Below are 14,039 nucleotides of genomic sequence, written 5' to 3'. Positions count from 1 at the left end.
TCAGGCCGCCGCCTGCATCCCTGCCCGCCCGGTCTTGAGATAGGCCGCCCACGCCGTCAGCAGCGAGGCGGGCTCGCCCGTGCCGAACACATAGCGGTCGGGCCGGACCAGCATGGCCGGCGCATCGCCCATCAGGGCGAGGAAGGGCTCCACGCCCTCTCCCTCATGCTCGTCCAGCGCGACGATTTGCATATCGCCCGTGTCGGCCGGTGCATCGGCGCGTTTCGCCACGACGAGGAGAGGCGACATGCCCAAGGCCCTGTCGGGCCGCTCGCCCGCCTTGCCGATAAGAGCGGGCGCCACCGCGCCGCCGCCCTCGATCACGCCGGACGCCATCCCCCGCAGGGTCGGCGTCGCATCGAAACGCTCCGCTTCCGGCTTTTGCATCATGCCCGCATCGCGCGCGGCGGCCTCCGCCTCGTCCTGCGTGCAAACGATCCTGCCCATGGAAACCGCCATCTCCGTGATGTCACGCACATGCGGCTCGCGCTCCGGCTGGAAACTGTCGAGCAACGCCTGATCCGCCTCACCCTTGATGACGGCGGCGAGCTTCCAGCCGAGATTTGCCGCATCGCGTGCGCCCGAACACAGCCCCTGCCCCATGAAGGGCGGCATCTGATGCGCAGCATCGCCCGCCAGGATCACATGGCCGTCGCGCCAGCGTTCCGCGAAAACGGCATGGAAGCGATAAACCGCCCGGCGCTCCACGCTCAGGCTCTTCGGATCGGCAAAGGGCGCGATCATCGCGTCGATCGCTTCATCCGTCATCACCTCTTCCGGCGTCTCGCCCTCCAGCAGCATGAACTCCCAGCGATGCCGCCCCGGCGCCATCGGCATGGAGGTGACCGGCCGCGCCGGATCGCAATGCTGCAAGCCAATGGTGGAAAGCCGCGTGGTGCCGTTTTTCAGCAGTGTGTCGATGACGAGCCAGGGTTCGTCGAACCCCATATCGTCGAGACCGATACCGGCAAGACGCCGCACCGTGCTCTGCCCGCCATCGCACCCGACGAGATAGCGCGCGGCGATCTGCGTTTCGCCGTCCGGCCCTTCGATCTCGGCGGTCACGCCGTCGGGACCGTCCGTATAGCCAACAAGCGACACGCCGAGGCGGACAGACGCACTGGGTTCGGCGGAAAGCACCTCGCGCAAGGCGATCTCCAGCGTCGGCTGATGGAACATGGAGGTATAGGGCCAACCCGTATCGGCGAGCGCGGCCCGCGGACGGAAGCCCAGCAGCAGCTCGCCCTTTGCATTGCGAAATTCATAGGAGGAAAGCGGCTGGCTGTTTCCTGCGACCGCCTCCGCACCGCCTGCGAGATCCAGAAGGCGCATGGTCTCATGATCGAGATGCGCGGCGCGCGGCATCGGATAGACCTCATCCGTCTTTTCGACGACCGTCACCTTTACACCCGAGCGTGCGAGATAGACGCCCAGCGCAGCACCCACGGGCCCAAGGCCCGCAATCAGAACATCTGTCTTGTCCATCTGCTTCCTCCCGATATCGGTCAGCCGATAATGGTTTTCTTTTTCTGTGCGACGACCTTGTTCTCGATGGCGCCGAGGCCTTCCACCTCCACACGCACCACGTCGCCTTCCACGAGGAATTGCGGCGGCTTCATCGCCCCGCCCACGCCCGACGACGTGCCGCTGAAGATCACGTCGCCCACATCGAGCGTGAAGGCGGTGCTTAGTTCGACGATCTGGTCGAAGCAGTTGAAGATGAGGTGCTTGGTGTTGGAGTTCTGACGCAGCTCGCCATTCACCCAGCACTTGATGTCGAGCGCATGCGGATCGGGCACTTCGTCCGCTGTGGTGATCCACGGGCCGATGGGGCCATGCGTGTCGAAGGACTTGCCCATGGTCCAGGCATTTGCGCGCAGCTGCCAGTCGCGCACGCTCACATCGTCGCCCACGAAGTAGCCTGCAATCACCTCATGCGCACGCTCCTTCGGCACATCCTTGCAGCGCTTGCCGATCACGAAACACATCTCCGCCTCGTAATCGAGCAGCGAGGAAACCTCGGGCAGTTCGATGGGCGCGTAGGGCGCATTGATGCAATTGTGCTGCTTGGTGAACCAGATCTGGTGCTTGGGCACTTCCATGCCAGATTCTTCGACATGGTCCATATAGTTGAGCCCGCAGGCGAGCACCTTGCCGGGCCGAAGCACCGGCGCTTCGAGCGTCACATCCGAGAGCGGGATCGCAGCAGCGCCGTCGGCGGCCTTGCGCGCGGCGTCCATCGCCGCGTCGCCGGCTTCCAGAAAACCGATCATCTCCGTCGGCAGGGACGGCGCGGCGGCGGAAAGATCGACGATCGCGTCGCCCTTGACCACGCCGATGCTCGTTTTGCCCTGATGGGTGAAAGTTGCGAGTTTCATGTCTTTTCCCTGTTTCCTTATTCGGCCATGGCGGGCGGAGCGTCCGGGCCCCATTGCGCGCCCATCAGCGCATCGATCCCGGCCTTGCCGGGCGGCGTTTCATTGTTGAAGAGATCGCCGTCGGTCCAGTGCTCGACCTTGTGGCCCCACGGGTCCCGCCAATAGTCGAAGATCTGGCTCCCGAGGATGTGCCGTCCGACGCCCCAGACATGGGCCGCGCCCGCCTGTTCCAGATGGCTGTGACCGGCCATCAGGTCGTCGAAATTCGCGACCTGCCAGGCGGCATGGTTGAAGCCCGGCTTGCCCGTGCCGACGAGAAAGAGCGTGTGGTGATCGACATAACGCTCGCCGCCATCGCAGCGCAGGAAGGCGCCGAGCGGCGCATCGGGCGCAAGTTCGATCTCGTCCGAGGTGACGAAGCCGAGCCGGGCCTTGTACCAGGCCTCGCTCGCGCGGAAATCGGTGACGTCGAGCACGGCATGGCCGAGACGCATGACATGCGACGGCCCCGCCGCGATGCGCTTCGTCGCGCCGAGCCGCGGATACCGGTCGTCGGCATTGAAGGAAAGCGGTTCCGGCAAAGGCAGCGGATCGGCAGGCGTCTGCCCCGCCACCACATCGATGGGGAAACCGTCCAGATCGGTCAGCCGCACGCGGGCACCGCCGCCCGGCGCATCGGATGCTTCCACGGCGAGCCCCTCGGCTTCGGCGAGCTTTTGAAGGTCGCCTTCGTTCGCCGCATAAAAGCCGAGCCCGACGAAGCCGGCCTCGCCCTTATGCGTCACATGGCAGAAGGGTGCCGGACCGTTCGCCCGCATATAAAGCGTGTCCTCGCTGCGGCCGGCCACATGCAGGCCGAAATCCTTGAGGAACGCCTCCATCCGGTCGAGGTCGGGCGCGGAAAAACGGACATAGGCAATGTCCGTCGCCTTGATGATGCTGCTCATGGTCTCCTCCTTATCCGGCCTGCTCACGACGCCTTACGAAAAACGGAAAGACGGGAAACGTCGAAAGGGCGCGTCAAAACATTGTCGATCTCGGCCGGTGACAGACCGAACCCCTGAAGCAGCATGACCGCCATGTTCCGGGCATAGCCCTCGCCGCGTGCGACCTCCTCCGGCGCGCCGCCATGGATGAGCGCCGCCAGTCCCGCGGTCGCCACACCGAGCACGAAATGAAGAACTGTCTCCCGGTCAGCCGCCGCGATACGGCCTTTGGCAAGGCCGTCGTCGATATCTCCGAGCAGATGCTGGTTCAGCCCGCGATGCATATCGATGCCGCCGTCATAGATGCGGGACAGCATCTGCGCCTTCACAGGGTCGAGCACGGTCATGGCCCAATAGAGCCTGACGCCGCGCGATATCCGCTCCGCCGGATCCTCAATCCCCTGATTGAGTTCCTCGACCGCACCGTTGATTTCGGCGCGGATGGTGCGGGCGACCTCGCGGGCGATCTCCAATCGGTCGGTGAAGTAATTGTAGAAGGTGCCTTTGGCGACGCCCGCCGTCTCGACGATCTCGTCGATGGTGGTGGCGTCCACGCCCTGCCGGGCGAAAAGACGCATCGCCGCCTCGACCAGAATCTGCCGCATGCGCTCGCGCCGGCGCGAAACCACCGGCCCGTCCGTCGCGGATTTTACAAGGCGTTCTCCAGCCACAAGGCTCCTCCCGAAACTCGATATGACTATATAGTCATAAGATGACTAATTAGTCAAGTTAGGGAGTCGGCAACACCGCAACGGGCAAAAGAAAAGGGCGGCACCCGTTTCCGGGGCCGCCCTTATTCAGCGTTTATGTAAAGCGCGGGGTCAGTGACCGCGCTTGATGGCACTGGCCTCTTCCGGCGAAAGCGGCTCGCGCTTCAGCGGGAAGAAATACTCCACCACCGCGACCAGGGCGGGCAGCAGGGTCACCGCACCGACCATGTTCACGATGAACATGAAGGTGAGCAGCAGGCCCATATCCGCCTGGAACTTGAGCGCGGAGAAGATCCAGGTGGACACACCGATCGCCAGCGTACCGCCGGTGAACATGGTGGCCGAACCCACATCGTTCAGCGCCTGCAGATAGGCTTCGTAAGGCGTCAGCCCCATGCGCAGATAGCGCTGGATACGGTTGTATTCGTAAATACCGTAGTCCACGCCGATACCCACCGCGATGGCCAGCACCGGCAGCGTGGAGATCTTGAGGCCGATACCGAAGGCCGTCAGGAACCAGTCGCCGATGATGGTCGAGAGGATCAGCGGCAGCACGCAAACCAGCGAGCCGCGCCATTCCCGATAGGTAAGGATCACGAGCGACATCACCACCAGATACACATAGAGCAGCATCGGAAGTTCCGAACTCGCCACTTCATGGTTGGTCGCCGCCACGATCGGCACGTTACCCGTACCGATGAGCAGATCCAGATCGTCGCGCTTGTTCTTGGGATCGGCCTTCCACTTCTCGACCGCGCCGACGACCGTGTTCACGGTCTTCGCCTTCGTATCGGTCAGGAAGATCTGGATGGCCGCCGTCGTACAGTCGGCATTCACCAGACCCGTGGAGCTACCCACGCTGGACGTCGCCTGGGCAAGCGCGGCGGGGTTCCGCGGCAGCGCCTGCCATTTCAGGTTGCCTTCCTGCCAGAGCGCATTGATCTGCTTGCCGACGATGGGCAGCGAGATCACCGTCTGCACGCCCGGCACATTGCGCATGTACCAGGAGAACCGCTCCAGATAGTGCATCTTGGAGTAGTCGATACAGATCACCTGGTTCTTCGTTTCGGCAATCACACCGAGCACGTTGAGACCGAGAGAGAAATGTTCGGCGATGTAGCGGCTGTCGCGGTTATAACGACTGTCCGGCCAGAGCTCGCCGGCACCGGCATGCACGTCGCCGATCTGCTTGTCGCGGGATTCGTAAAGACCCACCATGCCGATCACGAAGCAGATGGCCACGAAGGTCATCGCCACACGCGGCTTCGCGAGGCTGGCCAGATACGGCCAGAGATGGGCACGCGTCGCCATCGCCTTGCGGACCTTCTCGCCATATTCCGGACCGGGCGCGATGTAGGACACGAGCAGCGGCAGCATGATCAGGTTGGAAATGATCTTGAAGCCGATACCGATGGAGGCCGTCACCGACAGCTCTTTGATCATGCCGATCGGAATGATGTAGAGCGTCGCGAAACCGGCCAGCGTCGTCAGCAGGGCCACGGAGCCCGGACGCAGCAGGAAGGAGAAGGTCGCGCGCGCGGCCTGTTCCTTGTCGAGGCCGGCGGCCATTTCCGCGCCCACCATGTTCACCTGCTGCACGCCATGGCTAACGCCGATGGCGAAGACCAGGAACGGCACCAGCACCGCGAGCGGGTCGAGGCCGTAACCGAGAATATGCAGCAAGCCGAACTGCCAGATCACCGAACACAGCGAGGCGCCCACCGTCACCACCGTCAGCGGCAGCGAGCGGCAATAGAGCCAGAGCATGAAACAGGTGAGCAGGAAGGCGACGATGAAGAAGTACACCACCGATTTCGCGCCATCCGCGATATCGCCGGTGAGCTTCGCGAAGCCGACGATTTTCACATCGGTGTTCGCATCGACATATTTGTCGCGAATGTCTTTTTCGAGCTTGGCCGCCACGTCGAAATAGTCGAGCGGCTTCTGCGTCTCGGGGTTCACATCGAGAAGCTCGGCCCGGATCATCGCCGACTTGAAGTCGGAGGAGACCAGACGGCCCGGCAGGTTCGCCCGCAGCACGTTCTTCATCACGCGCTGGATGCTCGCCTCGTCCGGCTTGAAGTTCGCCGGAATGACGTCGCCGGCTTCCAGGCCCTGCTCCGTCACCGCGATATAGCGCGTGTTCGGCGTCCAAAGAGAGGTCACCGTATGACGAGCAACGCCGGGGATGTAGAACACATCATCGGTGGCGTCCTTCAGCTTACCCAGAAACTCCGGGGTGAAGATGTCACCCTTCTTGTTTTCCAGGACGACGAGGATGCGGTTACCGCCGCCGAAGCCTTCGGAATATTTGAAGAAATTCTCGATATACGGATTATCGATCGGAAGCATCTTCGTGAAGCCTGCATCCATCCGCAGGTTCAGGGCGAAGTAGCCCATCACCACCGTCATGATAGCGAGCACGATCAGAATGACCGTACGCAGGGCAAACACGATGTTTTCAATACGCTGCAAAATAACCTCCCCTTGGGACGAGCATCCTTTTGCAAGAGGATGCCTCGAAGGTCACATCAAACCGCTGGAGCGTTCGCTCTTCTTTTTGTTCTTTAGGTACGTGCCCTGAAAGGCGCGTACCCGATTGCCCGACATCCGTTCCCACTTGATCGTCACTGCGCCCGTAACCATCTGTTTTTTTATGACGCAGTCGAGGCCGACAGCCTCGGGACCGGCAAACGTCCTTCCATCGCCCAGTTGACGCTGGAGGTGAAGGATCGCCTTTCGGGGGGTCTCGTTTGCAAGAGGGCCCCCGACCGGGCGGCTCTCCATATCACGACACGTCTGATTGGCACAGTCCCATTGTCAATCAAAATTGCTGGCAAATTGTATTGATGCCGGATCTTACTCTTCAGACTGCACAATTCTATAGGCGACGGGGGCGTTACACTTCATTACGCTTAGTTAATGCGGTGTCGCACTCCGTAGTTGATTCAAACAATGTCCGTTCGGGACACGCCGACCCGTCTTCCTCGCCGAATTTGATCCAGGTCTCTGTGCCGCGCCGACAAAGCTGGTAATGGCTGCTACTTCTATGTGAGTCCGTTCAACTCAATACATCCGCGAGGCCCCATGTCCGAGCTGCCGATCTATCAGGATCCTCGTTACAGAAAATACCTGGCCGCCCTGATCGCGGTCCTCGTCGCATCGGCTGCGGGGTATTACTGGTATGCCAGCCTGCAGGACGGCCTTCCCGACGGGATCGCCATGTCGAACGGGCGGATCGAGGCCGAACAGGTAAATGTGGCCACGAAATATGCCGGACGCGTGGACGACATCTATGTGCGGGAAGGCGATTTCGTGGAGGCCGGCCAGAAGGTCGCGTCCATGGACGCCGTCCAGACCAAGGCCCAGGTGGCCGCGGCCAAAGCCGAAGTCAGCCGCGCCGAACATGCCAAGGCGCAGGCGGTGGCGGCCATCGCCCAGCGCAAGGCGGAACTCGATCTCGCCAAGGCCGAATATCAGCGCGCGGTCACCCTGAACCGGAAAGGACATCTTTCCACCGAAACGCTCGACCAGCGCCGGGCGAGGCTCCGCTCCGCCGAGGCCGCGCTCACCACCTCCCAGGCCGCGGAAGCGGAAGCCGTCTCCGCCATCGAAGCCGCCAGGGCCCGGTTCGACCAGTTGCAGAACATGCTGGACGACATGGACCTCGTCGCGCCGCGCGCAGGCCGCGTCCAGTACCGTGTCGCCGAACCCGGCGAAGTCCTTGCCGCGGGCGGCACCGTCGTCACGCTGCTCGATGTCTCCGACGTCTATATGACGATCTTCCTGCCCGCCCGCGAGGCAGGCCGCCTCTCGCTTGGCGGCGAGGCCCGGCTGATCCTCGATCCGGCCGCCGATTACGTCATCCCCGCAAAGGTGACCTTCGTCTCCAGCGAGGCGCAATTCACGCCGAAATCGGTGGAGACGCAGGAAGAGCGCGACAATCTGATGTTCCGGGTCAAACTCAGCATCGACCCCGACCTGCTCGCCCGCTTCGAAAAGCGCGTGAAGACCGGTGTGCGCGGCGTCGGCTATGTGAAGCTCGATCCCGCGACCGCCTGGCCCGACCGGCTGAAGGTCGCGCTTCCCGAAAGCACGCCCGCGCAGAGCGTCCCGGCGGGCGGCGCCGGATCGGATCAGGGCTGATAAGGGGAACGGCACCATGAAGGATGTCGTCCCGACCGTCGCCCCGAACGTCGCACGGATCCAGTCCCTCACCCATCGATACGGGGATAATGCCGCGCTGGAGGATGTGTCTCTCGACATTCCCGCCGGCTGCATGGCCGGGCTCATCGGGCCGGACGGCGTCGGCAAATCGACGCTGCTGGCCATTCTGGCGGGCGTCCGACAAATCCAGTCGGGAAAGGTGAGCGTGCTGGACGGCGACATGCGCAACCGCGCCCATCGCAGCCGCTGCCACATCCGCATCGCCTATATGCCGCAAGGCCTCGGCAAGAACCTCTATCCGACGCTGAGCGTGGAAGAAAACCTCGATTTCTTCGGGCGGCTGTTCGGCCTGTCCGCCGAGGCAAGACGCGAGCGCATCGACGAGCTTCTCACCGCGACCGGGCTTGCGCCGTTTCCAGACCGCGCGGTCGGGGCGCTTTCGGGCGGCATGAAGCAGAAGCTCGGGCTGTGCTGCGCGCTCATTCACGATCCCGATCTTCTCATTCTCGACGAACCGACGACCGGCGTGGACCCGCTTTCGCGCCGCCAGTTCTGGGACCTGATCGACCACATCCGCGCCCGGCGGCGGCAGATGAGCGTGCTCGTCGCCACCGCCTATATGGAAGAAGCCGAGCATTTCGACTGGCTGGCCGCGATGGATGACGGCCACATCCTCGCAACCGGCTCCCCCGACGATGTGCGCCGGGCCGGCGGTCACGAAACGCTGGAACAGGCCTTCATCCAGCTCCTGCCCGAAGAAAGACGCAAAGGCCATCGAGCCGTCACCGTGCCGCCGCGCCATGACGATGGCGGCACACCGGCCATCGAGGCGGAGGGGCTGACGCGGCGCTTCGGCAAGTTCGTGGCGGTGGACAATGTGAGCTTCCGCATCGCGCCCGGCGAGATTTTCGGCTTCCTCGGCTCCAATGGCTGCGGCAAGACCACCACCATGAAGATGCTGACGGGATTGCTGCCCGCCAGCGAGGGCGTGGCCAAACTCTTCGGCAAACCGCTCGATGCCCGCGACATGGCGACGAGACGGCGCGTCGGCTACATGTCGCAATCCTTCTCGCTCTACAGCGAACTGACCGTGCGGCAGAACCTCGAACTGCATGCGCATATTTTCGAGCTGCCATACGACGACATCGAGCCGCGCGTCCTCGAAATGCTGAAAAGCTTCGAGCTGGAGGAGGTCGAGCACAGCCGCCCGGACGATTTGCCGCTGGGCATCAAGCAGCGGCTGCAACTGGCCGTCGCGGTGATCCACAGACCGGAAATTCTGATTCTCGACGAGCCGACATCGGGCGTCGATCCGATCGCCCGGGACCAGTTCTGGCAGTACCTCCTGGACCTGTCGCGCAATGACGGCGTCACGATCTTCATTTCCACCCATTTCATGAACGAGGCGGAACGCTGCGACCGCATCTCGCTGATGCATGCGGGCCGCGTCCTCGCCGTCGGCGCGCCGCACGATCTGGCCGAAAGCAGCGGCGGGGGCTCTCTGGAGGAGGCGTTCGTCGAATATCTCGAAAAAGCGGCGGCGCCCTCCCAGGCAACCGACGGCGGCGGCGGGCGGGCCATGCCCGAACCGGAACAGGACGGCCGCCAGAAAGCCGGAGCGCGCCGTTTCAGCCCGCAGCGCCTATGGGCCTATATGCGCCGCGAGGCGATGGAACTTTTGCGCGACCCCATCCGTCTGACCTTCGCTCTCGCGGGCCCCATCATCCTTCTGCTCGCCTTCGGCTATGGCATCACATTCGATGTCGAGGATTTGCCCTATGCGGTTTTCGACCAGGACCAGTCGCTCGAAAGCCGAACCCTTATCGAGGGGTTCGAGGGGTCCCGATATTTCGACGAGACGAAGCCGGCCCATTCGGAAGCCGAACTGATCCAGCGCCTGAAGAGCGGCGAGATCGTCATCGGCGTCGAAATCCCGTCGGGGTTCGGCCGCGACCTACTCGGCGGCCATCGTCCCGAAATCAATCTGCTGGTCGACGCCGCCTCGCCTTTTCGCGGCGAGACCGCCGCGGGATATGTAAGCGGCATCGCGCAACAATATCTCGCGGAACGATATGCCGGGCTGGCGACCAACATATTCTCGGTCGAAACGCGGATGCGCTACAATCAGGCCTTCAAGAGCGTCTATGCCATCGTTCCAAGCGTTTTCACGCTGATTCTGACGATGATCCCCGCCATGATGACCGCCGTCGGCGTCGTGCGGGAGAAGGAATACGGCTCCATCGCCAATTTCCGATCGACGCCCGTCACCCGGCTGGAGTTTCTGCTGGGCAAACAGGGCCCCTATATCGTCCTCGCCTATGTCAATTTCCTGACGCTTCTCGCCATGGCGGTCTTCATATTCGGGGTGCCGGTCAAGGGCTCCTTGCCCGCATTGCTTCTCGGATCGCTCCTCTATGTGGCGTGCACCACCGGGTTCGGCGTACTGATCTCGTCCTTCACCAATACGCAGGTGGCGGCCATGTTCGGGGCGGCCATCATCTCGATCATTCCCGCGGTCAATTTCTCGGGCCTGCTCGTTCCCGTCTCCTCTCTTTCCGGCGCGGGACAGATCATCGGCCTGTCCTTTCCCTCAGGCTGGTATCAGCCCATCTCCGTCGGCACGATGACCAAGGGCCTCCACCTTGCGGATCTCTGGCCATCCTTCGGGATGCTGGTCCTGTTTTCGCTGGCTTACCTGTTCGTCGCGCGTATCGCGCTCAGAAAGCAGGAGCGGTGACATGATGCATTTCATCCGGAATGTCTGGCGCCTCGGCGTGAAAGAATTGCGGTCATTCTTCGCCGATCCGATCCTGCTGATTCTCGTCATCTACATCTTCACCATCGCGGTCTATTCGGTGGCCACGGGGGCCAAGACCGAAGTGGTCAACGCGGCCATCGCGGTTGTCGACGAGGACCACAGCCCCCTGTCGCGTGAGATCGCCGCCGCGCTCCTGCCGCCCTATTTCCAGCAGGCCCGCCAGATCGATGCGGAAGAAGCCATCACCGGCATGAACAAGAACGAGTTCGTTTTCGTGATCGATATTCCGCCGAATTTCGAACGCGACCTGCTGCGCGGCGACAAGCCGTCCATTCAGGTCAGTGCGGATGCGACCGCCATGTCGCTGGCCGGCATCGGGGTCAACTATGTTTCCTCCATCATCTCCCAGGAAATCTCGACCCTGCTGAGGGAGCATGGCGTATCGAGCAACCAGCCGATCAATCTCGTCTCCCGATACCTCTTCAATCCGAATGCCGAATCGCTCCGCTACACATCCGTCATGCAGGTGATCAACAATGTCTCCATGCTGGCGATCATCCTGGCGGGCGCGGCGCTGATTCGCGAACGCGAACGCGGCACCGTCGAACATCTCCTCGTCATGCCGGTGAGCGCCGCCGAGATCATGGTCGCCAAGATCTGGGCGAACGGCCTGGTGATTTTGATAGGCGCTCTCATCTCCCTCGTTCTGGTCGTGCAAACGATACTGGGGATACCGATCGCCGGCTCGCTGACGCTTTTCGCAGTGGGAATCGCGATCTATCTGACGGCCGCGACGGGACTGGGGATCATGCTGGCCACTTTCGCATCCACCATGCCGCAATTCGCCCTGCTGGCCATACCGGTGCTCATCATTTTCGAGCTTCTATCGGGCAGCGCGACGCCGATGGAGAGCATGCCGGTCTGGTTGCAGGACGTCATGCAGCTCTCGCCGTCGACCCATTTCGTGTCTTATGCGCAGGCGATTCTCTACCGCGGGGCAGGACTTTCCATCGTCTGGCCCAAATTGGTCATGATGGGAGCCATTAGCGTGGCGTTTTTCGTGATCGCGCTGGCCCGCTTCCGAAAGGCGCTGCTGAACGGCTAGCCCGTCCCCGGGTGAGGCATCTTTAAGACAACTACGATACGTAATTGTCCGAATGCGACATTTCGCAGCGCGGCAAGCTGGTCTGTTCTTGCCTTTCCCACAATCATGTTATGGACTTGTACAGCTGGCGATGCGGGGCGTAGGCAACACCACTCATCCGCCAGAGGGGAATTCAGCACATTCATCCGGGGTCACCCGGATTTTGAGGCACAGCTTAAAAGGAGATCGTCACATGGCGGTTTCGAGTGAACCGAGGGACCACATCCCCGGCACCATGACAGCCGCGTCCTACGCGGTTATCGGGGCGCTGATCGTGGGGGCGCTTTGGAGCGTCGTCACGGCGGCAAAGGCAACAGACTGGCAGATGGCCACCCATGCATGGGTTTTCGCCTTCGCCTTCATCGCTGGCATCTTTCTGATCGGCCAGCGCCATTTCAACGCGCTTGAGAACGGTTCGCCGGACGAGGCGCGCCGTTACAATGACGGCGTCATCAAAGCGGGCGTCATCGCAACCCTCTTCTGGGGCGTTGCGGGCATGCTGGTGGGCGTCATCATCGCCAGCCAACTCGCCTGGCCGGCCCTGAACTTCGACATCTCCTTCATCAATTTCGGGCGCCTGCGCCCGCTGCATACTTCGGCGGTGATCTTCGCCTTCGGCGGTAACGCGCTGATCGCGACTTCTTTCTATGCCGTGCAGCGCACCTGTCGCACGCGGCTGGCGGGCGACATCGCACCGTGGTTCGTCTTCTGGGGCTACAACCTCTTCATCGTGATCGCCGGCACCGGCTATCTGATGGGCGTGACCCAGAGCCGCGAATATGCCGAACCGGAATGGTATGCCGACATCTGGCTCACCATCGTCTGGGTGGTTTACCTGCTGGTCTTCCTGGTCACGCTCGCCAAGCGCAAGGAACCCCACATTTATGTGGCCAACTGGTTCTACCTCGCCTTCATCGTCACGATTGCCATGCTGCATCTCGGCAACAATCTGGCGATCCCGGAGAGCGCTTTCTCCTCCAAGAGCTACGCCATGTTCGCCGGTGTACAGGATGCGCTGATCCAGTGGTGGTACGGCCATAACGCGGTGGGCTTCTTCCTGACCGCGGGCTTCCTCGGCATGATGTACTACTTCGTGCCGAAGCGCGCCGAACGGCCGGTCTATTCCTACCGCCTGTCGATCATCCATTTCTGGTCGCTGATCTTCATCTACATCTGGGCCGGCCCCCACCATCTGCACTTCACGGCACTGCCGGACTGGGCGCAGACGCTGGGCATGACCTTCTCGATCATGCTCTGGATGCCGAGCTGGGGTGGCATGATCAACGGCCTGATGACGCTGTCGGGCGCCTGGGACAAGCTGCGGACCGACCCGGTCATCCGCATGCTCGTCGTCTCCGTCGCCTTCTACGGCATGTCCACCTTCGAAGGTCCGGTCATGTCGATCAAGGCGGTGAACTCTCTCTCCCATTACACCGACTGGACCATCGGCCATGTGCATTCCGGTGCGCTGGGCTGGGTGGGCTTCGTGTCCTTCGGCGCGGTCTACTGCCTCGTGCCGTGGCTGTGGAAGCGTGAGCGGCTGTACTCGCTGGCGCTTGTCAGCTGGCACTTCTGGATCGCCACCATCGGCATCGTGCTCTACATCACCGCGATGTGGGTGTCGGGTATCCTGCAGGGCCTGATGTGGCGCGCTTACGATGCGCAGGGCTTCCTCGAATATTCCTTCGTGGAAACGGTCGCGGCCATGCATCCCTTCTATGTCATCCGCATGTTGGGCGGCCTGCTCTACTTCAGCGGCATGCTGATCATGGTCTACAATTGCTGGATGACCATGCGGGGGCGCGAACGTGTCGGTGAAGAGGCGCAGCACCCCGCTATCGCTTCCGGCCTCAACGCTGCGCCCGCTGCGCAGCCCGCCGAGTAAGGGAGGTCATA

The 14,039-nt window shown here is 62.3% G+C and carries 9 protein-coding genes; 4 read left to right on the top strand and 5 right to left on the bottom strand.

Annotation, left to right across the window (positions count from 1 at the left end; translation table 11 throughout):
- The 5 genes from ACSSVQ_RS12030 to ACSSVQ_RS12010 all read right to left on the bottom strand — a co-directional run bounded on the left by ACSSVQ_RS12030 (position 1) and on the right by ACSSVQ_RS12010 (position 6,549).
- A complete protein-coding gene (locus ACSSVQ_RS12030; RefSeq protein WP_454183351.1) occupies positions 1-1,485 on the bottom strand; it encodes a bifunctional 3-(3-hydroxy-phenyl)propionate/3-hydroxycinnamic acid hydroxylase in 1,485 nt (494 codons plus the stop codon).
- A gap of 20 nt (positions 1,486-1,505) precedes the next feature.
- The gene (locus ACSSVQ_RS12025) at positions 1,506-2,378 is read right to left on the bottom strand and encodes a fumarylacetoacetate hydrolase family protein (protein WP_454183349.1); all 873 of its coding nucleotides are present in this window, start codon (positions 2,376-2,378) and stop codon (positions 1,506-1,508) included.
- Between the two features lie 17 nt (positions 2,379-2,395).
- Positions 2,396-3,325: a VOC family protein gene (locus tag ACSSVQ_RS12020; RefSeq protein WP_454183347.1), complete on the bottom strand. Its 930-nt coding sequence runs from the start codon at positions 3,323-3,325 to the stop codon at positions 2,396-2,398.
- 23 nt (positions 3,326-3,348) lie between these two features.
- The gene (locus ACSSVQ_RS12015) at positions 3,349-4,035 is read right to left on the bottom strand and encodes a TetR/AcrR family transcriptional regulator (RefSeq protein WP_454183345.1); all 687 of its coding nucleotides are present in this window, start codon (positions 4,033-4,035) and stop codon (positions 3,349-3,351) included.
- Positions 4,036-4,185: 150 nt separating this feature from the next.
- Positions 4,186-6,549 carry an efflux RND transporter permease subunit gene (locus ACSSVQ_RS12010; protein WP_454183343.1) on the bottom strand — a complete coding sequence of 788 codons (2,364 nt, stop codon included), beginning with the start codon at positions 6,547-6,549 and terminating at the stop codon, positions 4,186-4,188.
- A 612-nt stretch (positions 6,550-7,161) separates the two neighbouring features.
- Here ACSSVQ_RS12010 and ACSSVQ_RS12005 point away from each other — a divergent pair.
- The 4 genes from ACSSVQ_RS12005 (at position 7,162) to ccoN (ending at position 14,028) form a co-directional block, all read left to right on the top strand.
- Positions 7,162-8,220, top strand: coding sequence for an HlyD family secretion protein (locus tag ACSSVQ_RS12005; RefSeq protein WP_454183341.1), 1,059 nt, complete (start codon positions 7,162-7,164; stop codon positions 8,218-8,220).
- A gap of 16 nt (positions 8,221-8,236) precedes the next feature.
- On the top strand, positions 8,237-10,978 hold the full coding sequence (rbbA, locus tag ACSSVQ_RS12000; RefSeq protein WP_454183339.1) for a ribosome-associated ATPase/putative transporter RbbA: 2,742 nt from the start codon (positions 8,237-8,239) through the stop codon (positions 10,976-10,978).
- A 1-nt stretch (position 10,979) separates the two neighbouring features.
- Positions 10,980-12,104, top strand: a complete 1,125-nt coding sequence (locus ACSSVQ_RS11995) for an ABC transporter permease (protein WP_454183337.1) — start codon at positions 10,980-10,982, stop codon at positions 12,102-12,104.
- A gap of 274 nt (positions 12,105-12,378) precedes the next feature.
- On the top strand, positions 12,379-14,028 hold the full coding sequence (ccoN, locus tag ACSSVQ_RS11990) for a cytochrome-c oxidase, cbb3-type subunit I (RefSeq protein ID WP_454184693.1): 1,650 nt from the start codon (positions 12,379-12,381) through the stop codon (positions 14,026-14,028).
- Positions 14,029-14,039 lie beyond the last annotated feature (11 nt).

The organism is Parvibaculum sp. MBR-TMA-1.3b-4.2, assembly GCF_053628815.1.
Note: the sequence above shows the minus strand (reverse complement) of the source record. Positions and strands in the feature narration are given on the sequence as shown.